We start from the raw sequence: 25,840 nt of genomic DNA, 5'->3' as shown, positions 1-25,840 counted from the left end.
AAGTGGCGCACGAAAACGCGAAAGCACGATACCGGCGAAATAACCAAGACTCGCTGTGCCTAGCTGATTAAACACCCAAATCTGAAATCCGGAACGGCGACACCGCGATTTTTTTTTGACCCCAGGCGCTGCGCGCCTGGGCAGGGGATCCGCCTCGCTGCGCTCGGCGGAGGCCTGCTCCGCAGGCCAAAGCCGCCCCTTCGGGCGGTAGGCCTCCGCTGCGCTCTGGCCTGGCCCTCTTACGCTGCGCTACAGAGGGCCAAGTAACCCTCCTCGCTGCGCTCGGAGGCGGCCCGCTTCGCGGGCCAGAGTCGGCCCTTGGCCGGTACCTCTCCGCTTCGCTCCGGGCTGTCCTTCCTTACGCTGCGCTCAAGGAGGGGCAGAGACCCGTCTTGCTGTGCTCGGAGGAAGGCCGGTCTCACTGTCCCTTTGAGGCGGTGGGCCTCCGCTTCGCTCCGGCCTGTGTGTCCAAGCGCTGAGCGTTTGGACGGGGATCGCCCTTGCTGCGCTTGGGGAAGGTGGGCTCTGCCCGGCAGAGCGGGCCCCTGGGGGTAGCCCGCGGCTTACCTCCAGACTGGTGTTCCTTACGCTGCGCTTCAGGAGTGGTAAGGATCAGTCTTGCTGAGCTTGGGGAGTCCGCTTCGCGGGCCAAAGCCGGCCTTTGGCCGGTAGCCCCTCCGCTTTGCTCTGGGCTGACTCTCCTTACGCTGCGCTCAAGGAGAAGAAGGTACCCGCGTTGCTGCGCTTGGCGGAGGCCGGGCTGTTGGTTGGGGCCAACTCCTCGCGAGTAAGCGCTAGTTCAGGTCTGTTCTTTCTGACCCTGCGCTTCAGATGGGGCAAGAACACTTGCTCTTTTGGCGCTGAGTTTTAGCAGGAGAGAACGACTCTGATTGTGCTCGAAGGCGCGTACTTCAAGGGCGGCCTGGTGATACCCCGAGGAAGTTGAGCTCCAGGCCGTGTGCTGGGGCACTGCCTGCGGAGAGGTCAGCAAGGTGTCGCAGGCGGGCTAAGGATGTCCTTCGTGGGTGTCTTATTTGCTTGTTTGGGAGGAAATGGCCAGGAGATAGGTGGGTGCTTGGTGTTCCTTTGTCTTGGGCTTGTTGGACCTCTGAGCGTTAACGGCGTTAACGCCGTTAACGCTCAGAGGAGTGTGATTCAAAGTTGGTAGTGGATAGAGACGGGATTGAGTCAGTTTCGGTGGGGGTGTTTGGCCAGTGGAGGGGCTGGTTCCTGGGTGTTGGAACGTCAGGAAGTTGTGGCTGGGGGCGGGTTGGAGACGGCGTTCAGGTCGCGCAGCGCGGCAGGGGACGGCCTATAGAAGGTACGGAGATGCGTTGCCGCAGGTCAGGGGGGGTACGGGGGGAAAGTTATGTCCCCTCAGAAGGGACATAACTCGGGGGATCTGTCGCTGGTAGGGGGACAGAACGAGCGTAAAACGTCAAAGGTACTGACGGTTTTTGGGCTAAAACGTCGGAGTGGCTGACGTTTTTCTGGAGATGTGTCCCCGAACTGCTGGAGGGCCGGGTCTGGTTGGGGGCCTGCGGGGGCGGGGGGTCGGCGGGGAGGGTGTGGCTGAGATATGTCACCTGTGGGGTTACATAAGACACGCCGAACGTCAACGAGCGTGACACTTGTGTCACCCTTGTTGACATACTCTCCTCTGCAGATCAACGAAGTGGAGAGCATCCTCGTGTCATCAGAGCCACAGCGCCGTCGGCCGAGTCCGCCGCGCGCGCCGCGTCCTGATCTCCCCGTTGATGACGCGATCTCGGCCTGGGGTCAGCCGCTGGCTCCGGTCAAGGATCTGGACAGTCTCGCCCGGCGGTACCCGAGCCGGAAGCTGACGCTGGACGGAGAGCGCAAGCCGCTGGAGTTCTACGGGACTCAAAGTCAGCCAAACGCGTTTTCGATGGACAGCCTCGAGTTCTTCCTGGTGATCGCCCAGTACTTCCGGGAAGCCTTGCCGTTGAGGCTGATCCTGCTGCTCATCGCGTGTCAACGAGCGGGGGGGCGGATTCCTCTTACCCAGGAGGAGATGGCTACGATCCTGGACGTCAGCCGGACAAAGACGTCCGAGGCGCTGCACACAGTCATGTCTCATGGGATCGTCTTCAAGGTGAGGCGGGGTGTGTACCAGTTCAACCCGCCCTACAGTTACCGGGTGGCTGAGTTCATCCCGGGTACGGAGATGACGGGTGAGTTCGTGAAGGTGGAGCAGCACAGCACCATCTCGCAGATTCGTAGTGATACGAGCCTGCCTGACCTGGTGCGCTTCCCGTCGCTGGATCACATGCGTCAGGCCATCGCGGAACTGCGGGCCGAACGGGCCAAAGAGCGCGCTGCACGTCGGCTGAGCCGATCGAAGCGCACGGAAGAAGGGACAGCTCAGTGAGCACCTTGCGATTCGCTGCGGTCAACGCCGACGGGCTTCTCTCCGACCTCGACCTCCCGCCTGCGGCCTACCGTGTGCTGCTGAAGCTGCGTTCGCTGAGCGAGCCGGGCGGGCGGATCCTCATCGACCAGGCCACCGTGGGCGGGCTGCTGGAGCTGAGCCGGCCGAGCGTCAATGCCGCGCTGCGGAGCCTGGAGCTCGCGAAGCTGGTGCGGAAGGTTCGTAACGGGGTGTATCAGATCAACCCCATGCTGGCCGGGTACAACTCCTTCGAGGACGCTGTTGCCGCCGTGAACGAGATGGCGCCGGATGAGCGGCTCGACGCGCGGGGGTATGTCGCCAGCTACCACCAGGCGGTGGCGGAGTATCAGGACCAGCTGGCCGAGCAGCGGAAGAAGCGGGCCGCTCAGGCGGCCGCGAAGAAGGCTGCGGAGTCGAAGCGGCGCAGGACGTTGCACGCCGTGGGGTGATGAAGCCGTCTGGGCGGGCTTGTGAGGGCGTTGGAGGGTCCCTGGGTGTACCAGGGGCCCTTTTGGTTTTTCAGGGGCGCTGAGGCTGTTGTGGGGCGGGAGCTTTCTGGTCGTTCTTGCCGGTGGGCCCCGTGTGACTTGGTGCTTCGGTTGGCGTGTGGCTCCGCGCCAGGACGGGGCGGCGAGGGACCGTTCACGGTGCGCTGCTCTGGGCCACGTGGGCCGCCCAGGGCGAGTGCTTCTTCTCCCCCCTGCCCTCCGCACATCGCAGCCGGCCCAGAAGCCTTCCGCCTCTGGAAGTACCACCGCAGATTCACCTGCACCTGGCTCAGACAGACGGACGAGCATCCCCACTACCGCGAGCGGAAAGCACTACTCGACGCCCACGCCGACCAACTCGCCGCCGTCATCGACGCGGTGCGACCACGACCGGTCGTCGCCACCGGGTTGTCGGAGTAACGGCAGCCTGCTGCCAAGAAGGCGGGGGACGCCTTCGAGTGGATCTGGCAGGATTCCCGTCATCGTCTTGAGGCGGTCGACGGCCTGGCGGAAAGCGAAGAAGCACCTTGATCTCTGACTACCAGCAGGGACTCCGAGAGAAGTTCCTGTCCGTCCCCGTCATTCCACCGCCCGCCCCCTGGCGCCGGATCCTGGACCGGCGCACCCCCATCGGCGGACTGCTCGGCATCGGCTTCGCCCTCGCCCCCGACGATGGCCGAGACCTGGTCATGGTGGTCTCCGTCGATGGCCACGGGCTCTTTGACGCCGTCACCGGCGAGAAGATCGCCCGGGACCGTGATCCCGAGGACAGCATCCCGGACGCAGTTTGGGATCTCTCCTGCCCCGGACTCGGCCCCCTCGCCGCGACCCGAGTACACATCGCGGGACTCTTCGGGGGCGGCCTGCACACCACCACCGAGGACGGCTGGACCCTGGAGATCGTTAGCCCCGAGTGGCCGAATCACCGTGTCCTGCTGTCCGAAGACGGAGGCATACCCCACAACGGACCGCACGGCGAAAGTTGGTGGCACATCTTCGACTCCAACTACTCCGAACTCCGGGCCTCCGGCTTCTCACCGTCCGGACGCACTCTCGCCGTCGCCACCAGCAGCGACCTCACGCTCTGGACACGTCCGGCACCCGACACAGCATCTCCGGGCGAGGCCGGCGCGTGACGCGCGGATCAAGCTTGGGCGTTCATGCTTGTTTTGCTCGGATTCAGAACGCGAAGTCCACGTAGTCGATGTCCGTGAACTCGACCAGGAGGCTCGTGGCGCGAGCGCCGTTGTCCTTGAAGTAGATCTCCTGGAGGCCTTCGGCCGCGATCTGCCGGAGTTGGGACTCGGCGGCGCCGGCGTCCTGGGCGGCGAAGAGGCGGGACGCGTACTCCGGGGGGAGGTGCTGGGTGATGCGGCGCATGCGGCCGTCGTCGGTGGTGCCGGGGGCCGCGGTGAAGCCGAAGCGGGCGCGGGTCTCGATGACGAGGCCGGTGGTGCGGGCCGCCTTGTCGCGGGCGCGCTTGCGGACCAGGGGCTGCCAGCGGCGGCGTACTTCGGCTTCCAGGCGGGCGGCGAGGGCCGGCTTGGGCTGCTTGATCTCGTTCTTGACGTAGCGCTCGACCGTGCGCTGGGAGATGGCCAGGGCTGATGCCACTGCTTTTGTGGATTTGAGTTGTTTGACGAGGAAGCGGACCTGGGCGCCCGCGGATTTGGGGATCGGGCGGGTGAAGTGCTGTTCGTCGGCCCTGGTGAGGCTGTCGGAGATCTCGGACATGCGTTACTCGCCGTCTGCCGCTGCGTCGTGGCCCTTGATGTGGCGGGCGGGGTTGAGGTGTTCGTCGAGCATCTGGACGGCCCAGAGGAGGGGCTGGGTGCCCTCGTGCTTGACCATGCCCGGGCTGACGCCGAGGCGGAAGCCGCCGGGGAGGGGCTTGCCGTCGGGGGTGCGGGGGAGGAAGTCGAGGGGGCTGGGGCCGTCGGAGAGGTAGACGGCGCAGTCGGAGAGGACCGCGATGGGGTACAGGCCTGTCGTGGAGAGCTTCAGCATTTTGCGGTGCATGTTCACGCGGGCCGTGGAGATGACGGCGGCGCGGATGTCGGGGCGCCAGGTGGGGCGTTCGAGGGCGGGCCAGGGCTCGCCGGGGCGGTAGGCGGCGCCCTGGGGGCGTTCGCGGAGCTTGCCGATGCCGCCCTTGACCGTGGACTTGATCGCGGAGAGGACTGCTGTGGTGGTGGGGCTGTTCTGTTTGTGGGTGGACATCGCGGTGAGGAAGTCCGGCTCGGGCAGGGACGGGGTGACGCCTAGGTCCGCCATCGTCGCCATGTAGGCGTCGCGGAGGCGGGTGTACCAGGCGTCCAGGTACGGGCCGTGGTCCTTGCGGATCCATGCCTCGGTGGGGTGGACGGCGTGGCCGAGCTCCTGCGCGTAGGCGAGGGTCGGGGTGGCGTACCAGGCGGGGCCGGTCGGGGGCTTGCCGTTCGGGGTGAAGGGGCTGGGGAGGCGGGGGTCGAGGGTGAGGGTGGAGAGGTCCGCCAGCCAGCAGCCGGGGGTTTTCGGGTCGAAGCGGGGGGTTGTGGTGTGGGTGGCCGGGCCGAGGCCGACCGGGAGGCGGTTGGCGGCTGCGGCGAAGGCCATGTTCACGTCGATGCCGACGGCGTGGGTGCGGGCGCACTCGGCGTCCGTGAGGAGCTCCGGGTCGCGGATCCAGTCGTAGGCCTCTTCGTCGAGGACCTGGTCCGGGGTGCGCTGGTGGGAGCGGGGGTAGAGGGCGGCGACGACCGGGTGCTCGTCGGGGGCCTCCGGGGGAGCGGGGTCGACGGCGCTGGTGAGGGAGCCGGGGACGGGGGCCGAGACCCAGGTGTTCGTGGCTTCGTCGCGGGCGGCGCGGGTGGGGGGACGGAGGGCCGTCATGAGTTCCAGGCCGGTGACGGCAGTGGAGCCGCGGGGGGTGAGCACGCGGGCGGCGTAGGTGGTGAGGAGCGCGGCGAGTTCCGGGGCGGGGAGGGTGGCGGTGTCTTCGCCCCAGGCGCGGGGGTCGAGGGCGCCCCAGGGGAGGATCGCGAGCTGGACGCACTGGCGGCCGGTGGTGGGGGTGGCCGGGCGGTAGATGCGGGGCCAGGGGCCGAAGCCGCGGCGGGTCAGCTGCCATTTGCTCTTGGCGAGGCGGCGGAGGGTGGGGTGGTTGTCGGGGAGGCGGAGGGTGCGGCGGTCTTCCAGGGTCGGGGGGAGGCCGAGCCGTTCCACGGCGGAGGCGGTGAGGACGAGGAGGGGGTCGCCGTCGCGGCCGTTGCGGTGGAGGCGGGGGGAGCGGAGGTTCGCCTCGGTGAGGGCCCAGGTGAGGAGGGTGGGGAGGTCGATGGTGGGGTGGTCCAGGACGAGGCCAGCGGCGGCGTAGGCGTGGCCGGTGCCGTCTAGGACGGCGAGGGGGCCGTTGCCTTCCAGGGGGTGGGGGGATGTGGTGCGGGGGGCGGGGGAGTGGGGTGCTGTTCCCCTACCCGCCCCTTCCCGAAACTGGGGCTCCGCCCCAGGCCCCGGGTGGGGGTGTGTGGTGGGGGTGTGGGGCTGAGGCCCGGGAGTTCGGTGGGGTTGGGGGTGTGGGGTGGGTGGGATGGGTGGGGTGGGTGTGGCTTCTGTGGCGTTAACGGCGTTAACGGCGTTAACGGCGTTAACGGGGGTGGGTCGGGTGGGACCCGCCTCGGGGCCGGAATGGGTGGGGGCGGGGGGCTCGGCCTCGGGTGTTGGGTGGGGTTTCTCTGGGGTGGTGCCGGTGCCGGTGCCGGTGCCGGTCGCTGCGGCTGCGGCGGTGGCTGTGGGGAGGGCGGGGGGTTGGGGCTGCGCCGTGGGGGTGTGAGGGGGGACGGCGTTAACGCCGTTGGGGGTGGCGGACTCGTGGGGCTGTGGTTCGGGGGTGTGGTGGGGGGCAGCGTTAACGGCGTTAACGGGCGTGGGCTGACTGGGCTGCGGGTTGGGGGCCGGGTCGCGGTCGGTGGAGGTGTGGGGTGCAGTTGCAGTTGCTGGAGCTGGAGCTGGAGCTGGAGCTGGAGCCGGGGGCAGGCCCGTGGCCGGGGCCGAGGTCGGACCCGAGGCCGAGGTCGAGGTCAGGCTCGGGACCGGGACCGGGACCGGGGTCGGGGCCGAGGTCAGGCTTGGGGTCGGATCCGGGGCCGGGGTTGGGGCCGAGGTCGAGGCCAGGCCCGGGGCCGGGGCCGAGGTCAGGCTTGGGGTCGGATCCGGGGCCGGGGTCGGGTCCGAGGTCGAGGCCAGGCCCGGGGCCGGGGCCGAGGTCAGGCTTGGGGTCGGATCCGGGGCCGGGGTTGGGGCTGAGGTCGAGGTCGAGGTCAGGCCCGGGGTTGGGGCCGAGGTCGAGGTCAGGCCCGGGGTCGGATCCGGGATCGGGGTCAGCCCCGGGGGCGGGATCGCACCCGGGGTCGATGCCGGGGTCGGAGTTGGGGGTGGGGTGGTGTTAACGCCGTTAATGGGGTGGAGGGTGGCCAGGCCTTCGAGGAGGCGGGCGTAGGCGGCGCGCTTGGGCGGGCGGGGGGCGGTGCGGCCGATTTCCCAGGAGGTGACTGTTTCGCGGCGGACCGAGAGGGCCTTGGCGATCTGGTCCTGGCTCAGGCCGGCGGCCTCGCGGAGGCGCTTGCGCTCGTCCGGGTGCGGGAGCGCGTCCTTGGCGGCTGCTTCTTCCAGCAGGGCATCGACCGCTGCGAAGAGGCTCTCTTGTTCGTTGGGCATGGGTACCTCCGGGGGCAGCCTATGTGAAACGCACTGCTGAACGCACATGAAACGCACGTGGGGGCGTTAACGGCGTTAACGGTTTCGGTGGCGTTAGCGGCGTCAATGCCCCCGGCGTGGGTGCGTGGCTCGGATGCCCGGCTCAGATGCGCAGCATCAGGAGCTCCGTGACGGCCTTGAGGTCGTCCGGGGTGAGGTGCGCGGTGAGGGCGTCCGCGATCGTCTCCGGGGAGTTCGTGGCGATGGTGATGCGGGGGGAGGGAGAGGGGGTGGTGGGGGGTGGGGTGGAGGTCGGGGCGTTAACGGCGTTAACGCCGTTAACGGGGTGGGTGCGTTGGCGGGGGGGATTTACGGCGTTGAGGGATTCGTCCGCCGCTGCCTCCTGGGCCTCCTGGGGGAGGCGGCCGATGCGGCGGGCCGGTTCCACCTTGAGCTCGCCCGATTCCACCTTGTCCTGGAGGGTGGGGGTGAGGTTCAGGAGGGCCAGGCGCTGGGAGACCCAGGCGCCCGTCTTGCCGAGTCGCTTGGCGACCTGGGCCTGGGAGCCGTGGACGTCGACGAGTTCCTGGAGGGCGCGGGCCTGGTCCATGGGGGCCACGTCGACCCGGTGGATGTTGGCGATCAGGGCCGATTCGAGGATGTCCGAGGAGGAGGCCGAGAGGGCGTCGTTGACGTGGATGTGGATTGTTTTCAGGCCGGCCAGGTGGGCTGCTGCCAGGCGGCGGTTGCCGTCGATGACGACGTACGGGGCACGGCCCAGGCCGTCGGTGGCGCCCGGGTGAGCCTCCATGAAGGCCATGCGGGTGGCGACCGCGAGGGGCTGGAGTTGGCCTCGGGCGGTGAGGGACGCCGCCAGTTCTTCGAGTTCCGTGAGGTCTTCGCGGAGGTTGAAGGGGTTGTGGGCGAGGGCCTCGATGGGAACCTCGGACGGGGGGACCACGCCGGAGGTGGGCGCGCCCGTCGCTTCGGCGATGGCCGCGCGGCGGGAGCTCACCCCGGCCGGCTGGGCCCGCGCGAAGGATGCCGAGACTCCGAGTTTGTCTGCCTTGCTGCTCATGAGATCTCCCGGGCGAGGGCGCGGAAGGCTACTGCCTGGTCGCCCTTGGGTGCGTAGACGAAGAGGGGTTGCTTTACGCGGACCGCTTCGCGCTGTTCCTTGAGGTCGGGGACCACGGCGACCACGCGGGGGTCCTTTATGTCCATCCAGGCTTGGAGGGAGGAGGTCGCGATGTAGCCGCGGCGGCCGTCGTAGAGGTTCACGACGAGGCCGAGGTAGTCGATGTCCAGGCTGAGGTCGTCGCGGAGGTCGTTGATCTGGGAGGTGAGCAGGTCGTACGCGTCGGCTGACGAGTCCTCCGCCTGTACGACGATCAGCGCGCCCGAGGCGCCGGGCTGTTCGGCGTCGCGGCGGCGGCCGTAGTAGATGGCCGCGTCCATGCTGAGGCCGAGGCTCGGCGGGCAGTCGACCAGGATGACGTCGTAGTCGGACTCGACCGGGGCGAGGGCCCGTTCGAGGGCGGCCTCGCGGGCGCGGACCGTGGAGAGGCGGACGTCGAGGAGGAAGGCGTCCGTGCAGGCGGGGAGGAGGTGGAGGCGGTCCCCGAACCGGTCGTGCTCGATGGGCGCGATGAGGTCCTTGAGGGGGCCCTTGGCCTCGCCGGCCATGTGGCAGGTGAGGCTGTCGCCGCCGATAGGCAGCGGCTGCTGGCCGAGCTGCTTGGTGAGGTGGCCCTGGGGGTCGAAGTCGATCAGCAGGACGCGCATGCCCAGGCCGGGGAGGTCTTCCAGGTCCAGGGGGGTGTTCGTGGTCGTGTTTGTGGTCGGGTCGGGGTGTGTGGTGGGCGTGCCGGGGGCGTCCTCGGCGGGTGAGAGGCGGGCCAGTTGGCGGGCGATGCGGACCGGGTGGAGGGCCGCGGGGTCCTCGGCCAGGGCCTCGGCCGTGCCGGCGGTGATGGCGGTCTTGCCGACTCCGCCCTTCTGGTTGCACACGATGATGCGGCGGACCACGGAGGGGCGCTTGACCGTGGGGGCCGGGTTCAGCTCCAGCCAGAGGCGGACCGCCTGGGCGAGGCCCTGGATGAGGGAGACGCCCCGGTCCTTGGAGTCGGCGCGGAAGGACTCCCACTGGCCGGCGGGCAGCCAGGTGGAGAACGATTCGGCGCCGGAGGTGTCGACGGGGGAGGGAGCGGAGGCGAGTGCGCTCCAGTGGGCGATCCCCTGGTGAACGGCGTCCTGGATGTCCACCCGCAGTTGGGCGGTGCGGATTTTCAACTCCTGGCGCAGCCACGGGGGGAGCTTGGAGACGACCTTCTCTCGGTCGCTCTGAGACGAGGGCGAAGTCATGAGAGGGACTTTACTAACGTTCCAGGGTGTTCGTGGGCGCCACGCTTGAGTTTTGCTAACGAAGTGGGGGAGGAGGAGAGGGGAGGGGGAGGGGAGGAGCCGTTGGACGGGACAGGGCGGCCTCGCACACGCCGTAGTGAGCACCCCCGTGGTTCACCACGGCGTGTGCGAGGCCGCCCTGGACGCGTCGTCAGCCGGAGGACGTCAGACCGAGTTCGGCCCGGCACTCGGGCGAGCCCGCCGGGGCGAAGTGGGGAATGCGGCTCGCGGGCACGATCCCCGGGAGGAGGAAGTCCCACAGGTCGGTGATCCGGGTGTGCAGGTCCTCGCGGTGGGTGCGGACGTGCGAGGTGACCTGGATGCCGGTGAACGATCCGACGAGGAAGGTCGAGAGGTCGTTCACGTCGAGCGACGGCAGTACGTCGCCGCGCGCCTGGGCCGGTGTCAGACAGCCTCGGCAGGTGTCGATCCAGGTGTTGTAGGGGGACGGGTCCGGGTCGGTGAACGAGCCGAACTCGATGACGAGGCGGATGGCGGCACGGACGCGGACGTTGACGCGCAGCCCGGACGCCATCTGGTGGGTGAGGTCGATGACCGTCTGGAGGCCCGGCTCCTCGATGGCGGGGATGCCGGAGGAGATCTGGAACTGCTCGTCCACCAGGGTGCGGGCGAGGGCTTCCTTGGACTGGAAGTGGAAGTACAGGGCGCCCTTGGTGACTCCGGCGTGCTTGACGACCTCGCTGAGGCTGGTGCCGCCGAAGCCGGCGGCGTCGAAGGCGATGGCCGCGCCGTCGAGGATGGCCTGCCGGGTGATCTCGGCCCGTTGCTGCCTGACCCTCGCCACGTGCGTGTTCCCCCTGTTGCCGGCCCTGCCTTGTTGCCCTGTCCGAGCGGTGATCGCTGCGGCGTGCTGCGCCAATCTAGGCAGGTCGAGGTGAAAAAAACCAGTCGGCCAGTACTTTTTGGTGGGCGTAGCGGCGTTAACGGCGTTAACGCCGTTAACGCTTCTCTTGATCAGCCGAGGTCGAGAACGCGGGTGAGGGCGGCAACGACGGGGGCGGAGTGGTCGTGCAGGTGCTTGGGGCCCCAGGCCGCCGCCAGGGCGAGGAAGTCGGCCAGGTCGCGCTCGACCCCGCCCAGCAGACGGCGGAGTTCGATGGCCGGAAACTCGATCACTGGGCTGTTGCTCTGCTCGGGGTCGAGGTCGAGGTCGAGGTCGACGGTCAGTCGGACGGTGTCACCGACGAGTTCGGCAGCCGGGGCAGGGTCGTGGCCGGAGATGACCGGTCCGCTGCTGCTGCCGTCGGCGACTGTGTGCCAGGCGCGCCAGTCCTCCAGCCCGCTGCAGCAACCGGGAAGGGACGTGACGCCCGTGGAGGTGTCCGTGACCCTCAGGCCGCCGGCCGCGAAGAGGCGCTCGAAGGTGAGCAGTCCGTGGAGGAAAATGATCCGAGCGGGTCAGCCGGCCGGGGCGGCCGGTCGTCGCCGGAGTGGGGATCGGGGTCGATGTCGTTGCATTCGGCGATGCGCATCACCGCTGTCCCGACCTCGGTAGAGCTGAGCTGACCGCCGAGTGCCAGGTATCGGTGGCTGAACGGCTCGCCCTTGGTCACGGGCCACAGGGTGAAATCGGGAGGAGCGAAAACCTCCAGGACGGGCTCTATGACGATCACCCGGCAGAGTGTTCCGCATCCGCTGCCTGGAGTGCATCTGGGTTGGCGAGGGGGAGGGGGAGCGTGGACGTCTGCTTGCCGGCCTTGAGCATCCAGGTGAGGATCCGGCGCCGGCTGAGCAGGCCGTTGCGTAGGCGCAGGCCGAGGTTGGAGGCCGGGGCGAGGAAGGGGCCCGTACGGTCACCGCCCTTCTGGCACCCCTGGGCGTAGGGGCGTACGAGCGATTCGTAGCGGGTGAAGGCGGCCTGGTGGTCCTCGGGGGAGCGGGCGAGTTCGCCTGCCAGGACGTACGCGGCCACGATCCCGGTGCCGGTGCCCATGCCGCCGATGGTCGCGCCGCAGGCGGCGTCGCCGAGGAGGGCGATCCGGCCGGACGACCAGGTGGGTACGTCGACGCGGCTGATGGAGTCGAAGTAGAGGTCGTCGGCGGCGGTGAGGGAGTCGAGGAGCTGGTCCACCCGCCAGGGGAGGCCGGTGAAGGCCTGGCGGAGGAGGCGCTTTTGGGTCTCGGTGTCGTCGTGGTCGTGGCTGAGTTCCGGGGAGGCGAAGACGAAGAAGGCGCGGGCGCGGGTGGGGTCGGTGGGGTCCGTGCCGACGCTGGCGAGGCGGCCGGGGGCGTTGTGGCCGAGGGAGCCGGTGCCGGGGCGGAGGTCGAGGTGGTTGGGGAGGCTCCAGCCGGCGGCGTAGTAGCCGAGGTGGGTGACGTGGTCGGCCTCCGGGCCGAAGGCGAGGCGGCGGACGTGGGAGTGGATGCCGTCGGCGCCGATGACGAGGTCGAAGGTGCGGGGCGGGGCGTGGCGGAAGGTGACGTGCACGCCGGTGGCGGTTTCGGTGAGGGAGGTGGCCGAGTCTCCGAAGACGTACTCGGTGGAGGGGAGGGAGGACTCGTAGAGGACGCGGGAGAGGTCGCCGCGCAGCACCTCTATGTCCCCGCCGGCGAACTCGGCAGGGAGGTGGAGGAGCGGCTTGTCGTGGGCGTCGACGAAGGTCATGGGGGATCCGCCGGTCTGGATGCGGCGGAGGTCTTCGAGGACGCCCATCTGGTGGAGGACGGAGAGGTGGGTCTCGCCGCGGAAGTCGACGGCCTGGCCGCCGGGGCGGAGGGCGGGGGCGAGTTCGACGACGGTGGGGTGGAAGCCGTGGCGGGTGAGCCAGTGGGCTAGGGCGGGGCCGGCGATGCCGGCGCCGGAGATGAGTACGGTTCGGGGCATTTGGGGCTCCTGAGGGGGTGGGGCGTTAACGGCGTTAACGCCGTTAACGGTTTTGGGGGTGGGGGTGTGGTGGGTGGGTGGTGGGTCGGTGGGTGGGTGTGGGGGGTGGGTGCCCCCGGGCGTTAACGCCGTTAATTGTGTCCGGTGGATACTGAAACAATAGTGTGTACGGTAGACGCAGTTTTTGTGTGAGCGCAAGGGGATGGATCCAATGGCGGATGAGCAGTGGGGCGCGGCGATGAGGTTGCTGTGGGGGCCGCAGCCGCCGGCCAAGCCCGCGCGGGGGCCGAAGCGGGGGCTCACGCTCGACGGGATCGCTCTGGCGGGGATCGGGATCGCCGATGCGGAGGGACTCGGTGCGGTGTCGATGCAGCGGGTGGCCGGTGAGTTGGCGGTCACGAAGATGGCGCTGTACCGGTACGTGCCGGGGAAGGCGGAGTTGGTTGCGCTGATGGTGGAGGCGGCGTTGCCGGTACCGCCGGAGGCGGTTGGTGGGGCTGGGGCCGGCGTGGTGGGGGGTGCGTGGCGCGAGCGGCTGGGGGTTTGGGCGCGGGATTTGTATGCGGGGTTCCGGCGGCATCCGTGGCTGCTGGAGGCGACGGTCGGGGTGCGGGTGATGGGGCCGCGGGAGTTGGGGTGGATGGAACGGGCGCTCGCCGCGCTGGACGGGTGCGGGTTGAGCGGGGCCGAGGCGATGGATGCGGTGGTGTTGCTGGCCGGGCATGTGCGGGGGATTGCGGAGCAGGAGCGGGCGGGTGGCCGGCCTGTGGGTGGGGACGGGGAGGCGGGTGGGGGTGGGAGTGCCGCTGTGGGGGCCGATGCGGAGCTTGCGGTGATGTTGGGGGAGGTCATGCGGGTGCGGGGGGCGGAGTTTCCTGCGCTGGGGGCGGCGGTGGCCTCGGCGGCGGAGCAGGGGGGGTACGGGCAGGCGTTGGAGTTCGGGCTTGAGCGGATCTTGGATGGGCTTGGGTTGCTTGTTGCTCGGCGAGTGGGTGGGGAGGGCGGGCGTTAACGGCGTTAACGGCGTTAACGGTGGCCCTGGGTGGGGTGTGGGGTGGCTGGGGGCGTTAACGCCGTTAACGGTGCCGGTGCCGGTGCCGGTGCGGGTGCGGGTGCTGCGGGTGGTGGGGGTGCCGCTGCGCGGAGCTGGTCCCCGCCCCGCCCTTTCTCCGTTTCTGGGGCTCCGCCCCAGACCCCGGTCCTCAAGCGCCGGACGGGCTGGAGAGGCGTGGGGCTCCGCCCCGGACCCCGGTCCTCAAGCGCCGGACGGGCTGGAGAGGCGTGGGGTTCCGCCCCGGACCCCGGTCCTCAAGCGCCGGACGGGCTGGAGAGGCGTGGGGCTCCGCCCCGGATCCCGGTCCTCAAGCGCCGGACGGGCTGGAGAGGCCCCTCAAGTGCAGGGCGGGGTGGGGAGGGCCCGTGCGGAGGGGGTGGTTGAGTTGGGGGTGTGAGCGAGAGGGGTGTTGGGGTGGAAGAGTTTCGGCTTGATGTGGCGCAGGGGGAGTTGGATGACCTGCGGGCGCGGTTGGGGCGGGTGCGGTGGGTTGAGGGGTTGGAGGGGGTGGGGTGGGAGTACGGGATTCCGGTTGGTGAGATGCGGGAGCTCGTGCGGTATTGGAGCGAGGAATACGACTGGCGTGCTGCTGAGGAACGGCTGAACGAGTGGCCGCAGTTCGTGACGGAGATCGATGGGGCGCGGGTGCATTTCGCGCACGTGCGGTCGCCCGAGCCCGGTGCTACGCCGCTGTTGATGACCCATGGGTGGCCGGGGTCCATCGTGGAGTTCCAGAAGGTGGCCGGGGCGTTGAGTGATCCTCGGGCGCATGGTGGCGATCCTGCGGATGCCTTTCATCTCGTGATGCCGCACATTCCGGGCTTTGCCCTGTCCGGGCCGACGACCGAGGTCGGGTGGGAGTACAAGCGGGTCGCCCGGGCCTTTGGGACGTTGATGGAGCGGCTCGGGTATGACCGGTACGGGGTGCAGGGCGGGGACTGGGGGGCGGCGGTCTCGCGGGAGCTCGGGCGGGTGCGGCCGGGGAATGTGGTCGGGGTGCACCTGAACTTGCTGCCGGGGGGTGGGGCCACCGCCGAGCCGGGGGAGGAGGAGCTGGCCGCGTTGAGCCCGGAGGAGAGGGAACGGACCTGGGCCTCTTGGGAGCGGTACCGGGTCTGGGCGCGTGAGCGGCAGGGCTATGCCGACATTCAGGCGACCCGGCCGCAGACGCTGGCGTACGGGCTGAACGATTCGCCGGTCGGGCTGCTCGCCTGGATCGGGGAGAAGTTCGCCGAGTGGAGTGATCCCCGGTGCCCGATCGACCGGGACCAGATGCTGACCAATGTCATGTTGTATTGGCTGACCGGGACGGTGGGGTCCGCTGCGCGGATCTATTACGAGCGGGCGCATGCTCCGTATGCCGGGGAGGCGGTGTCGGTGTCGCGGACGCCCACGGCCTTGGCCGATTTTCCGCGGGACAACTTCATTCCGCTGCGGCACGTGGCCGCGCGGACCGACTCCGTCGTGCGCTGGACCTCGTACGACCGGGGCGGGCACTTTGCCGCCATGGAGGTGCCGGAGTTGCTGGTGGAGGACGTGCGGGCGTTCTTCAGGGAATTGGGGATGGATAGTGTTCGATCATGATCGATGAGGGTAGGGCCCGGCCCGTTACGGTGGGCGATGAGCGTGCCACCTTGACCAGCCTGCTGCAGTGGCAGCGGGACACGCTGATGATGAAGTGCGCGGGTCTGACCGCCGAGCAGTTGCGGATGAAGGCGGTGGCGCCGTCCGGGCTGAGTCTGTTGGGGCTCGTGCGGCATCTGGCGGAGGTCGAGCGCGGGTGGTTCCGCAACATCGTGGGCGGCGAGGACGTGCGCGGCTACTTCCCGAAGAACGCGGCCGGGGAGTGGACGGAGTTCCACGTCGAGGACGCGGATCCGGCCGAGTCGTTCAAGGTGTGGGAAGACACCTGCGAGCGGTCGCGGGTGATCGTGGCGGGTGCCGAATCGCTGGATGTGGTGGGGGCTTTCGGGGAGGAGCGCTATTCCTTGCGTTATGTCCTGGGCCACATGATCGAGGAGTACGCCCGGCACAACGGGCACGCTGATCTGCTGCGCGAGGCGATCGACGGGGTCACCGGGGAGTAGCGGAGTCGGGGCCCCGGGTGCGGTTACTCCGGGGCGGCGGTGCGGTCCACGGCGTCCAGGGCCAGCGGCCACGGGAAGTGGGGCGGGGCGTCGGGGCCGGCCGGGCCCGGGGTGAAACCGGCCTCGCCGTAGAGGAGGTCGACGCCCGCGGTGCGCAGGACGCTCAGGGACTGGTCGAACTGGGGGTGCGCGGCGAGGGCGGAGTTCGTGCAGGGCATGGCGACGACGGGGGTGCCCTTGCCGACGGCCTCGGCGGCGACGCCCACGACGAACCGGTCGGTCAGGCCGAGGGCCCAGGCGTTGACCGAGTTGAAGGTGGCCGGGGCGAAGAGCAGGGCGTCGGCCGAGGGCCATACGTCGGGCTCCCCGGGGAGCTTGTACTGCCAGCGCACCGGGTGCCCGGTCAGGGCGGCCAGTCCGTCGAGGTTTCCGGACAGCCAGTGCGCGGCGGTCGGGGTGAGCCCGAGGCAGACGTCCCAGCCGCGGGACTGGGCGTCCTCGACCACGTGGGCCACGTCGAAGACGGGCGGGGCGGCGGAGCAGAGCAAGTAGAGGGTCCTTGTGGGCATGGGGCAATATGATCATATTGCTCGACCTGCCTCGACCAAGCTCCAGGTCAGGGGGTCAGGCGGTCAGGTTGTCAGGGGGAGTACGCCCACCGGCTGGTCGCCGCTGAGTTCGCCGGTGGGGTGGAAGCCCAGGCCCAGGTAGAACTGCTCGGGGCTGCCCTCGCCCGCGTGCCAGGTGACGTACGCCTGCGAGCCGCCCCGGCGGCGGATCTCCTCGATGACCTCCCGCACGGCGAAGCGGCCGTATCCCTTGCCCTGGTGGCCGGCGGCGATGTTCAGGCGCCAGATGCCCGAGCGCCGGTCGGCGGGGTCCTCGGCCGGGTTCCAGGCGAAGTCGTGGAACGCCATGACGAAGCCGACCACCTCACCGCCGTCGACGATGGCCCGCGGCCGGGCGACCTCGCCGTGGACGTACGCCTCGGCCAGCGACTTCACCACGGGGGAGACGAGGTGGCTCTGGTCCGCTCGGATCTCCACCGCGCACACCGTGTCGAAGTTGGCCGAGGTGACGGGTTCCAGCCGGAGAGAGGGGGACGACGGGGAGGGGGTGGTGATCATGGGTGGAGTTTAGGTCGGCCGCGACGAGGCTCGCGCACATCCGGGACTCAAGCGGAGGGGCGCACCATCGGGCGCGTCGAGCCCCACGTATCTCCCGGACTCAAAGAAGAGGAACCGCCCTGATGCCGTCGACGACCACCACCGAACGCACCACGACCGCCTGGCTCGCCGCGCTGGAGCAGCGGATCGAGCGCCGTGACCCCGGGGAGCCGGAGTTCCACCAGGCCGTGCGGGAGGTGCTGGAGACGCTCGCGCCGGTCTTCGACGCGCGCCCCGAGCTGCGCGAGGCCAGGGTGATGGAGCGGATCGCCGAGCCCGAGCGGCAGATCCTCTTCCGGGTGGTGTGGCAGGACGACCAGGGCCGTACGCAGGTCAACCGGGGCTTCCGGGTGGAGTTCAACAGCGCGCTCGGCCCGTACAAGGGCGGCCTGCGCTTCCACCCGTCGGTGAACCTCGGGATCGTGAAGTTCCTCGGGTTCGAGCAGATATTCAAGAACGCCTTGACCGGGCTGGGGATCGGTGGCGGCAAGGGTGGCAGCGACTTCGATCCGCGCGGGCGTTCCGATGCCGAAGTGATGCGGTTCTGCCAGGCCTTCATGACCGAGCTGCACCGTCACCTCGGTGAGAACACCGACGTCCCGGCCGGTGACATCGGCGTCGGCGGCCGCGAGATCGGCTACCTCTTCGGCCAGTACCGGCGCATCACCAATCGCTGGGAGGCCGGTGTCCTCACCGGCAAGGGGATCGGGTGGGGCGGCTCCCAGACGCGTACCGAGGCCACCGGCTACGGCAACGTGCTCTTCACCAGCGAGATGCTCAAGGTGCGCGGCGAGGACCTGGAGGGGCAGCGGGTCACCGTGTCCGGCTCCGGCAACGTCGCCATCTACACCGCCGAGAAGGCGCAGGCGCTGGGCGCGCACGTGCTGACCGTGTCGGACTCCGGCGGCTACGTCATCGACGAGAAGGGCCTCGACCTGGAACTGCTCAAGCAGATCAAGGAGGTCGAGCGGGGCCGGGTCAGCGACTACGCCGAGCGCCGCGGCGGCTCCGCCCGCTACATCACCGGCGGCAGCGTCTGGGACGTTCCGAGCGACGTGGCGCTGCCGTCCGCGACGCAGAACGAGCTGACCGAGGCCGACGCGCTGAACCTGGTGCGCGGCGGGGTGAAGGCGGTGTCGGAGGGCGCCAACATGCCGACCACGCCCGAGGCGGTACGCGTCCTGCAGGCGGCCGGCGTTGCCTTCGGCCCCGGGAAGGCCGCGAACGCGGGCGGGGTGGCCACCAGCGCCCTGGAGATGAGCCAGAACGCCGCCCGCACCTCGTGGCCGTTCGAGCGGGTCGAGGAGGAGCTGGCCGGGGTCATGCGTCGGATCCACGACACGGCGTACGAGACGGCCGAGCGCTACGGGCGCTCCGGCGACTACGTGGCGGGCGCGAACCTCGCCGGCTTCGAGCGGGTGGCGGACGCGATGCTGGCGCAGGGTCTGATCTGAAGTTCCTCCATCCCACTTCTGCCGTGGCCCGAGTGTTCTGAGACACGCTCGACGCGTCCAGGCGAGCGATGGAGGATTGCGATGACGGTGAAGGCGATGGGCAAGGCTCCCGAGAGGCCCGTGGCGCTGGTGACCGGGGCCACCAGCGGCATCGGGCTGGCCGTCGCCAGGGATCTGGGCGCCCGCGGCCACCGGGTGTTCGTCTGTGCCCGCACCGAGTCCGCGGTCAAGCAGACCGTGGAGGACCTGCGGGCCGAAGGGCTCACCGTGGAGGGCGCGGCCGCCGACGTGCGCGACCGCGCCGCCGTGGAGATGCTGGTCGCCGCGACCGTGACGGCGTACGGAGCGCCCGTCAGCATCCTCGTCAACAATGCGGGCCGCAGCGGCGGCGGCGCCACCGCGGGCATCACCGACGAGCTGTGGCACGACGTCATCGACACCAACCTCAACAGCGTGTTCCTGCTGACCCGCGAGGTGCTCACCAGCGGCGGCCTCGGCGCCGAACCCTGGGGGCGCATCATCAACATCGCCTCGACCGCGGGCAAGCACGGGGTGTTGCTCGGCGCCCCCTACTCGGCCTCCAAGCACGCGGTGATCGGCTTCACCAAGTCGCTCGGGAAGGAGCTCGCGATGACCGGGACCACCGTCAACGCGGTCTGCCCCGGCTACGTGGAGACGCCCATGGCGGCCCGAGTGCGCAGCGGGTACGCGCAGGCGTGGGACACCACCGAGGAGTACATCCAGGAGCAGTTCGAGGCCAAGATCCCGCTCGGCCGCTACTCGTCCTCCGCGGAGGTGGCGGGGTTGGTCGGCTACCTGACCACCGATCTGGCCGCCTCCATCACCGCCCAGGCGCTCAACGTGTGCGGCGGCCTCGGGAACTACTGAGGGCGTTCGTGGGCGTGTACGTGCGAGAGGGCCCCGGTCGGTTCGTCCGACGGGGCCCTCTCGCACGTGCGGCGCTCTTCACAGGATGGTCGGCGACCCCGACACGTCCCGTACGACGGCCTGCGGCGCGATCCGGGCGGCCCGCCAGTCGGCCAGTACGCCGGAGTCCACCTGCTCGTCCGCCAGCAGGACGTGACGCAGCGCCGGCAGGCTGCTCCCGCGCGCGGCCGCGGTCAGCCGGGCGAACGCGGACGGCAGCTGCGTCACCACCGTCACCTGCTGCTCGGCCAGCAGCCGGACGAACCCGCGCGCGTCGGACGAGGTCTCGCGGTCCACGACGACGGCCCGCCCGCCCGACAGCAGCGGCCCCCACATCTCCCGCATGCCCAGGTCCAGGCTCATGGAGTGGAAGTACGTCCACACGTCGTCCGGGCCCGTCTCGAGCATCGGGACGCAACTGTCCACCCACGACAGCACGTCCAGGTGGGTCACCGGCCGCAGGGCCACCGCCCGCCCCGGATCGCCGCCCACGGGCAGTGCCATGAAGGCCGTGTACGGCGGGATCTCGCGGCGCATCGCGACCTCGGGCCGGACGGCGATGACGAACCGGCCCGCCTTGGCCACCGGGATCTCGTCGCGCAGCAGTCCACCGTCCGAGACGACCATCTCGGCGCCGGCGTCGCGCATCAGGAACTCCTGCAGCCCCGCGTTGTGTCCGGGCTCCAGCGGCAGCACCGCCGCCCCGGTGCGCAGCGCGCCCACCACGGCGGCGGACGCCATGCAGGAGCGCTGTGCGCGCACGGCTACGGCCGCGCCGGGGCCGGTCCGCCCCGACAGGCGGCGCGCGATGTCGTCCGCGGCCCACTCGAGTTCCAGGTAGGTCGCCTTCTCCTCCGCGTCCTGGGCGGCGATCCGGCCCGGGTGGCGGGCGGCCGCGGCCGCGAAACGGACGTCGATGCGGTCCCGGCCCGCGGGCCACTCGCCGGCCGGGTCGAGCCCGATCCGTCCGAGCAGGCCGGCCAGGTCGGCGGACAACTGGTCGAGCTCCGGATGGTCCGGAGTGGCGTTCATGCGGCCTCCCAGCGGGCGGGTCGTTACTCCAAGCCCGATGGTGTCGGGCGGCGTTGGAGAACCGCTCAAGTCCCGCCGTACAGGACCGGTCAGGCGCATGTCGGGAGCCGCTCGAAGGCCGGTGGAAGCCGGGTCCAGAGGGGGTCGAGGATGGCTCGGGACGGCCTGGCCGGGGCCCCCTGGGCATGCCTACGATTCTCGGGCTCATACCGAAGCCGCACTTTCCCAGTCGTGCTCCGAGACGACCACTCGTAGACGCACGCACATGGAACTGAGCTTTGTGGCTATGGCCCGTCTCACGAGACTGGAATTGACTGTACTCATGACTCAGAACACGAACATCACCCTCGTCATCGGCGGCCACGGCAAGACCGGACGCCGCGTCGCCGAGAAGCTTTCCGCCCAGGGCCGCCAGGTCCGCATCGGATCCCGCAGCGGCGAGCCCGCATTCGACTGGCACGAGCCCTCCACCTGGGTGCCGGCGCTGCAGGGCGTCGACCGGGTGTACGTGACCTACTACCCCGACCTCGCCTTCCCGGGTGCGGCCGAGCAGGTTGCCGAGTTCTCCAAGGTGGCCGTCGCCAACGGCGCGCGCCGCCTGGTGCTGCTGTCGGGCCGCGGCGAGGAGGCCGCGGAGGTCAGCGAGAACAACCTGAAGGCCTCCGGCGCGGACTGGACCATCGTCCGCTCCAGCTGGTTCAACCAGAACTTCAACGAGAGCTTCTTCCTGGAGCCCGTCCTGGCCGGCGAGATCGCCCTGCCGACCGGTGACGCCGTGGAGGCCTTCGTCGACGCCGACGACATCGCGGACGTCGTCGTGGCCGCGCTGACCGACGACAAGCACATCGGCAAGACCTACGAGCTGTCCGGCCCGCGCCTGCTCAGCTACAGCGACGTCGCCGTCGAGCTGTCGAAGGCCACCGGCCGCGAGATCAAGTACATCTCCGTCACCAACGAGGAGTACCGCGCGGTCCTGCGCGAGAACGGCCTCCCGGAGGAGTTCGCCGACCTCTTCACGATGATCCTCGACGGCCGCAACGCGCACCTGGTGCACGGCGTGGAGGAGGCCCTGGGCCGCAAGCCCAAGGACTTCGCGGACTTCGCCCGGGAGGCGGCGAAGACCGGCGTCTGGAACGTCTGACCACCGCGCACCACGAGCACTTCCCCTTGTGCCCGTTTACCGGGCGGCGACTCTGGTACGGCCGCCGCCCGGTACGCAGGGCCTTCGGGGAGGCGCCGGCGCACCACAGAACCACCGCACCACAGAACCACCGCACCACAGAACCACCGCACCACAGAACCACCGCACCGCCGCACCACCCCCGCACCACGCACGACCGACCGGCAGGAGGCTCCCGTGCCCACTCCCAAGTCGTTCTCCAGCGAAAACGGACTGGAATCACTTCCCCCGCACTTCCACGGCTTCGCCCTGATGCACATGGCGATGCGACGCGACGCGGCCCGGCTGCGCACCGCCGCCCCCGCGTGGAACGGATCGGGAGCCGAGTGGTGGCAGAGGTTCCGCGAGGTCGTCGAATGGCACCACATCAGCGAGGACGACGTCCTGTGGCCCGGACTGCGCCGCAGGGACGCCGACTTCGACGCCCAGGCACGTGAACTGCACGAGGACCACGAGGAACTCGACGCGGCCATGGCGGCCGTGTCCACGGCGATAGACCGCCGCGGCGAGGACCTGGTCCGCGCCGCCTCGACCTTCGAAGGCGTGCTGCGCGACCACCTCCGCGACGAGGAGCGGATCGTCTTCCCGGTCTTCGACCGCCTCGGCGAACGCGCCTACCTGGCCGAGGAGCGCAAGGTCGTCTCCAGCGCCCCCATGCGCGTGATGACGTACCTCCAGCCGTGGATGTTCGACGGCGCGAGCCGCCGCTCCGTCGCCCACGTCTCCGCGACCATTCCGCCGCCCGTCCGGCTGATCGGTGCGACGCTGTTGAAGAGGCGGTACGAGCGCACGCTGAAGGGAATCCTGACGTGACCAGCACGACGACGCAATCCGTGACCCTGGTGGCCGCGACGGTGGGCACCGGCCTGATGGCCGGCCTCTACTTCGCCTTCGACATCTCGGTGATGCCGGGCCTGGGCCGCGGCGACGACCACACGTACGTGACCGCGATGCGGAACATGAACGAGGCCATCGACAACGGCCTGTTCGGCCTGCTGTTCCTGGGCGCCTTCCTCGCGACCGGGGTCGCGGCAGCACAGCAGCAGCGCGGCGGCCGCCCCGACGCCGCGCGCTGGGGCTGGGTGGCCTTCGCGCTGTACGGGCTGTCGCTGCTGGTCACGGCGATCGTGAACATCCCCCTCAACAACCAGCTCGCACGGGCCGGGGCCGACGTCTCGGCGGCCCGCTCCCGCTTCGGCGGCCGTTGGACCTCCGGCAACGTCGTGCGCACGGTGGCCTGTACGGCTGCCCTCGCCGCGCTGGGCCGCGTGATGACCCTGCACGGCCGCGCGTCGGCCGCCGCGTAGGCAGCCCTGTCGCAGCACCGGTTCCACCCCCGCGAACGGCGCCCGCTCTCTCTCCGTCCCCCGCGGCAGAGCGGGCGCTTCGCCGTGCCCTTGGAGAGTTCGCAGACTCCGGAGAGGATGTTCGCATGGACACGCTGACCGGTCTGCTGGAAGGGCCGAAGGCCCGGGGGGCCTTCCTCCTCAAGTCCGTCTTCAACCCGCCCTGGTCGCTGCGCGTCGAGGACCGGGCCCCGCTCTCCGTCGTCACGATGGTGCGCGGCAACGCCTGGCTGCTCCCCGACCACGCCGACCCGGTGCAGATCCGGCCGGGCGACGTGGCCGTCGTACGGGGCCCCGAGGCCTACGCGGTCGCCGACTCCCGGGACACTCCGGTCCAGATCACCGTCGGCCCGGAGCAGCGGTGCAGCACAGAGGAGGGGGAGGACGTCACCGACACCATGGCGCTGGGCGTACGCACCTGGGGCGACGGCTTTCAGGACGCCGGCTCGGCGGTCATGCTCAGCGGCACCTACCAGGCGCCGAGCGAGATCGGCCGCCGGCTGCTCAGCGCGCTGCCGACCATCCTCGTACGCCCGGCCGAGGCAGCCGACAACACCCTGGTCACCCTGCTGACCTCGGAGATCTCCAAGGACGAACCGGGGCAGGAGATCGTCCTCGACCGGCTCCTGGACCTCCTGCTGATCGGGGTCCTGCGGACCTGGTTGGCGGCGCCCGGCAGTGGCGCCCCCGCCTGGTACCGGGCCCAGAGCGATCCCGTGGTCGGACCCGCGCTGCGGCTGCTCCACGAGAACCCGGCGCACGGCTGGACCGTCGCGGAACTCGCCCTGAAGGTGGGTGTCTCGCGGGCCTCCATGGCCCGCCGGTTCACCGACATCGTGGGCGAGCCCCCGGTGGCCTACCTGACCGGCTGGCGTCTCGCCCTGGCATCCGACCTGCTCCGCGAACCGGACGCCACGGTCGCCACGGTGGCCCGGCGCGTGGGCTACAGCTCGGCGTTCGCCCTCTCGACCGCCTTCAAGCGGGTCCGCGGCATCAGCCCCCAGGAGTTCCGCAGCGGCGCCGGAGCCGGCGCCGTCTCCGCGGCCGCCCCGCCCCCGGACGGGCAGTCGCCGCGCACGGTGGTGCTGCCCGCGCCCTGAGGCCCGTACGGTCCCGGTCACCTCACCCGGCCCGCGGAGCCCCTCTCAGTTCAGCCAGCCCTTTTCGTGCGCGAGGAGCGCGGCCTCCACCCTGTTGGCGGCGCCGAGGCGGCGCATGATGGTGGCCAGGTGCTTGCGGTAGGTGCGCACGGACACCCCGAGGCGCCGCGCCGCCGTCTCGTCCTTGTCGGCTTCCCTGAGCATGGCGAGGATCTCGCGTTCGATGGCGGACGGCATGTCCGCTTCCTCACCGGGGAGTTCCTGCGCCGCCTCCCACATGCGCTCGAAGAGCGTGACCAGGGTGGAGACCAGGCCGGTCTCGCGCACCAGCAGCGCTCCCACCGAGGTGTGGGACGGGTCGATGGGGGTCAGCGCGGCCGACCGGTCGACGATGATCACGCGCTCGATCGGATGGTGGGAGACCCGGACCTCGGCTCCGTGGGAGACCAGGTCGCGCATGTAGGCGAGCGTGGTGTCGTCCTGCATGATCGCCGACCCCATGATCATGCGCATGCGCACGCCACGGCGCAGCAACCGCATGTTGATCGGGTGCGAGACGGCGATCGACTCCTCGGTCAGGACGCCGGTCGGCTCCGTGGTCAGGTCTTCGGTCCGGGCGAAGAAGGTCAGCTTGTCGATGGCTTCCCGGACCGCCTCGATCCCGTGCAGCGCCGTGATCATCTGGCTGTCGTCGTCCGCGTCCGCGCGTGCCGACGGCTCGGCCGTCCAGCGTTCCAGGAACAGGGACTCGATGATCCCGTGCCGCGTGGTCTCGCTTTCCAAGTCCTCCCGCAGACGGCGCAGACGGCCGTCGATCAGGGCGTCCACGGCCCGGGGCGGAGGGACCGGGCGTACCGCGCCGTGGGTGTTCCGGGTGGCGAGCCCCAGCACCACCAACCTGTCGAGGGCCTGCTCCTCGGCCGGCGTGGGGGTGTCCGGATCGGGTTCCCGGGAGCCGGGGACGGGCGAGGACGAGTCGCGACGCAGGAGGGCGCGGTACAAGCGCTCCTCTTCCTCGTTCACGCCCAAGAAATCGAGCAGATTGCCCATCTGTTTCCCCCTGTTGACGATTGATCACACCCCAGCAGTCCCTGGAATCCTCAAACGCCCTCACCCGGCTGTCAACGGCTGATCTTGTTGTTGCTTTGTGGCCGTTGGCCCCGGTACGGACGACGGCTTCGGCGAGGACTGGGCAGGTGGGGAGGGGAGCGGCTGCAGCTTGAGGAACGCGTGCGTGCAGCAAGCTGCGCGCACTTGGCCTCGTGGCGGCCCCCGCCAGACGGCAGAGTCGTTCTTGCAAGGAAGCACGAACAGCGCAGAACGAACAACGCGCCGAGCATGGGGGAGATACCTGTGAACCGCTCCACGTCCCGCAGCACGCTGTCGTCCCGTCGTCGTGGACAGGCCCTCGTCGGCCTGCTGACCGCGGGGATGATCGCCCTGGCCGGTCAGGGCACCGCCTTCGCCGCCGAGCAGCCGGCGGAGAGCCGGACGGCGGCGGAGAGCGTGGCGGAGACGGCGGCGGAGCGCGGGACCGGGAACGGTACGGCGTTCGCCCCTGGGCTGAACCCCCTCGCGCTGCTCGAACTCGTCGGCGATCTGCTGCCCGACGTGGTGCCGCTGCCGAAGAACAACAACGACTGGAAGTAGTCCGCGGCCGCGGCCGGCCCG

24 protein-coding genes and 2 pseudogenes are annotated in these 25,840 nt (G+C 70.0%); 13 read left to right on the top strand and 13 right to left on the bottom strand.

From position 1 onward, the window contains the following. Positions 1-1,675 precede the first annotated feature (1,675 nt). The 3 genes from OG625_RS41300 (at position 1,676) to OG625_RS41290 (ending at position 4,037) form a co-directional block, all read left to right on the top strand. Positions 1,676-2,392: a hypothetical protein gene (locus OG625_RS41300; protein WP_329392006.1), complete on the top strand. Its 717-nt coding sequence runs from the start codon at positions 1,676-1,678 to the stop codon at positions 2,390-2,392. After that, a complete protein-coding gene (locus OG625_RS41295; RefSeq protein ID WP_329392004.1) occupies positions 2,389-2,862 on the top strand; it encodes a MarR family transcriptional regulator in 474 nt (157 codons plus the stop codon). Before OG625_RS41300 ends, OG625_RS41295 begins: the two co-directional genes overlap by 4 nt. A 566-nt stretch (positions 2,863-3,428) precedes the next feature. Beyond that, positions 3,429-4,037, top strand: coding sequence for a hypothetical protein (locus OG625_RS41290; RefSeq protein WP_329392001.1), 609 nt, complete (start codon positions 3,429-3,431; stop codon positions 4,035-4,037). A 43-nt stretch (positions 4,038-4,080) separates the two neighbouring features. On the opposite strand, the gene tpg is transcribed toward OG625_RS41290, so the two are convergent. From tpg to OG625_RS41245, 9 genes and pseudogenes are all read right to left on the bottom strand, one after another. Next, positions 4,081-4,635, bottom strand: coding sequence for a telomere-protecting terminal protein Tpg (gene tpg, locus OG625_RS41285; protein ID WP_329391999.1), 555 nt, complete (start codon positions 4,633-4,635; stop codon positions 4,081-4,083). A 3-nt stretch (positions 4,636-4,638) separates the two neighbouring features. Further along, positions 4,639-6,558 (bottom strand): annotated as a pseudogene (tap, locus tag OG625_RS41280) (telomere-associated protein Tap); the annotation flags it as partial. A gap of 852 nt (positions 6,559-7,410) precedes the next feature. Then, positions 7,411-7,596: pseudogene (locus tag OG625_RS41275) on the bottom strand (helix-turn-helix domain-containing protein); the annotation flags it as partial. 142 nt (positions 7,597-7,738) lie between these two features. Further along, entirely contained in the window at positions 7,739-8,653 is a 915-nt protein-coding gene (locus tag OG625_RS41270) for a ParB/RepB/Spo0J family partition protein (protein WP_329391998.1), read from the bottom strand. Continuing rightward, entirely contained in the window at positions 8,650-9,939 is a 1,290-nt protein-coding gene (locus tag OG625_RS41265) for a ParA family protein (protein ID WP_329391994.1), read from the bottom strand. The genes OG625_RS41270 and OG625_RS41265 overlap by 4 nt, the downstream gene beginning before the upstream one ends. Before the next feature lie 190 nt (positions 9,940-10,129). Continuing rightward, on the bottom strand, positions 10,130-10,783 hold the full coding sequence (locus tag OG625_RS41260) for a ScbR family autoregulator-binding transcription factor (RefSeq protein WP_329391992.1): 654 nt from the start codon (positions 10,781-10,783) through the stop codon (positions 10,130-10,132). A gap of 170 nt (positions 10,784-10,953) precedes the next feature. Next, entirely contained in the window at positions 10,954-11,115 is a 162-nt protein-coding gene (locus OG625_RS41255; RefSeq protein ID WP_329391990.1) for a hypothetical protein, read from the bottom strand. 215 nt (positions 11,116-11,330) lie between these two features. Continuing rightward, a complete protein-coding gene (locus tag OG625_RS41250) occupies positions 11,331-11,612 on the bottom strand; it encodes a hypothetical protein (protein WP_329391988.1) in 282 nt (93 codons plus the stop codon). After that, positions 11,609-12,823, bottom strand: a complete 1,215-nt coding sequence (locus OG625_RS41245) for an FAD-dependent monooxygenase (protein ID WP_329391986.1) — start codon at positions 12,821-12,823, stop codon at positions 11,609-11,611. Before OG625_RS41245 ends, OG625_RS41250 begins: the two co-directional genes overlap by 4 nt. A gap of 211 nt (positions 12,824-13,034) precedes the next feature. Between OG625_RS41245 and OG625_RS41240 the strand changes: the two genes are divergently transcribed. The 3 genes from OG625_RS41240 to OG625_RS41230 all read left to right on the top strand — a co-directional run bounded on the left by OG625_RS41240 (position 13,035) and on the right by OG625_RS41230 (position 15,964). Beyond that, positions 13,035-13,835, top strand: coding sequence for a TetR/AcrR family transcriptional regulator (locus OG625_RS41240; RefSeq protein ID WP_329391984.1), 801 nt, complete (start codon positions 13,035-13,037; stop codon positions 13,833-13,835). A gap of 456 nt (positions 13,836-14,291) precedes the next feature. Beyond that, positions 14,292-15,461 carry an epoxide hydrolase family protein gene (locus OG625_RS41235; protein ID WP_329391982.1) on the top strand — a complete coding sequence of 390 codons (1,170 nt, stop codon included), beginning with the start codon at positions 14,292-14,294 and terminating at the stop codon, positions 15,459-15,461. After that, a complete protein-coding gene (locus OG625_RS41230; RefSeq protein WP_443067938.1) occupies positions 15,458-15,964 on the top strand; it encodes a DinB family protein in 507 nt (168 codons plus the stop codon). Before OG625_RS41235 ends, OG625_RS41230 begins: the two co-directional genes overlap by 4 nt. A gap of 23 nt (positions 15,965-15,987) precedes the next feature. Here the strand turns inward: OG625_RS41230 and OG625_RS41225 are convergent, their stop codons facing one another. Together OG625_RS41225 and OG625_RS41220 are read right to left on the bottom strand one after the other, a co-directional pair. Then, complete coding sequence (locus OG625_RS41225; protein ID WP_329391977.1) at positions 15,988-16,533, bottom strand: flavoprotein; 546 nt, start codon at positions 16,531-16,533, stop codon at positions 15,988-15,990. A 63-nt stretch (positions 16,534-16,596) separates the two neighbouring features. Then, positions 16,597-17,091 (bottom strand): GNAT family N-acetyltransferase, encoded by a 495-nt coding sequence (locus OG625_RS41220; protein ID WP_329391974.1) that lies wholly within the window; start codon positions 17,089-17,091, stop codon positions 16,597-16,599. Between the two features lie 122 nt (positions 17,092-17,213). On the opposite strand from OG625_RS41220, the gene gdhA reads away from it, so the two are divergent. Both gdhA and OG625_RS41210 read left to right on the top strand, forming a co-directional pair. Continuing rightward, positions 17,214-18,584 carry an NADP-specific glutamate dehydrogenase gene (gene gdhA / locus OG625_RS41215; protein ID WP_329391972.1) on the top strand — a complete coding sequence of 457 codons (1,371 nt, stop codon included), beginning with the start codon at positions 17,214-17,216 and terminating at the stop codon, positions 18,582-18,584. An 81-nt stretch (positions 18,585-18,665) separates the two neighbouring features. Further along, on the top strand, positions 18,666-19,472 hold the full coding sequence (locus OG625_RS41210) for an SDR family NAD(P)-dependent oxidoreductase (RefSeq protein WP_329391970.1): 807 nt from the start codon (positions 18,666-18,668) through the stop codon (positions 19,470-19,472). A 78-nt stretch (positions 19,473-19,550) separates the two neighbouring features. Here the strand turns inward: OG625_RS41210 and OG625_RS41205 are convergent, their stop codons facing one another. After that, entirely contained in the window at positions 19,551-20,543 is a 993-nt protein-coding gene (locus OG625_RS41205) for an AMP-binding protein (RefSeq protein WP_329391968.1), read from the bottom strand. Positions 20,544-20,865: 322 nt separating this feature from the next. Here OG625_RS41205 and OG625_RS41200 point away from each other — a divergent pair, with 322 nt between their 5' ends. From OG625_RS41200 to OG625_RS41185, 4 genes are all read left to right on the top strand, one after another. Further along, positions 20,866-21,684, top strand: a complete 819-nt coding sequence (locus OG625_RS41200) for an NAD(P)H-binding protein (protein ID WP_329391966.1) — start codon at positions 20,866-20,868, stop codon at positions 21,682-21,684. A gap of 216 nt (positions 21,685-21,900) precedes the next feature. Continuing rightward, the gene (locus OG625_RS41195; RefSeq protein WP_329391964.1) at positions 21,901-22,536 is read left to right on the top strand and encodes a hemerythrin domain-containing protein; all 636 of its coding nucleotides are present in this window, start codon (positions 21,901-21,903) and stop codon (positions 22,534-22,536) included. Beyond that, complete coding sequence (locus tag OG625_RS41190) at positions 22,533-23,030, top strand: anthrone oxygenase family protein (RefSeq protein WP_329391962.1); 498 nt, start codon at positions 22,533-22,535, stop codon at positions 23,028-23,030. The genes OG625_RS41195 and OG625_RS41190 overlap by 4 nt, the downstream gene beginning before the upstream one ends. 125 nt (positions 23,031-23,155) lie before the next feature. Further along, the gene (locus OG625_RS41185) at positions 23,156-24,169 is read left to right on the top strand and encodes an AraC family transcriptional regulator (RefSeq protein ID WP_329391960.1); all 1,014 of its coding nucleotides are present in this window, start codon (positions 23,156-23,158) and stop codon (positions 24,167-24,169) included. 45 nt (positions 24,170-24,214) lie between these two features. Here the strand turns inward: OG625_RS41185 and OG625_RS41180 are convergent, their stop codons facing one another. Continuing rightward, positions 24,215-25,219, bottom strand: coding sequence for a helix-turn-helix transcriptional regulator (locus tag OG625_RS41180; RefSeq protein ID WP_329391958.1), 1,005 nt, complete (start codon positions 25,217-25,219; stop codon positions 24,215-24,217). A 303-nt stretch (positions 25,220-25,522) separates the two neighbouring features. Between OG625_RS41180 and OG625_RS41175 the strand changes: the two genes are divergently transcribed. Next, positions 25,523-25,819, top strand: coding sequence for a hypothetical protein (locus OG625_RS41175; protein ID WP_329391956.1), 297 nt, complete (start codon positions 25,523-25,525; stop codon positions 25,817-25,819). Positions 25,820-25,840: the final 21 nt, after the last annotated feature.

It is taken from the genome of Streptomyces sp. NBC_01351 (genome assembly GCF_036237315.1).
In the GTDB taxonomy this organism is placed as follows: Bacteria; Actinomycetota; Actinomycetes; order Streptomycetales; family Streptomycetaceae; genus Streptomyces.
The sequence above is the reverse complement of the archived record's forward strand: the minus strand, read 5'-3'. Positions and strand labels throughout refer to the sequence as shown.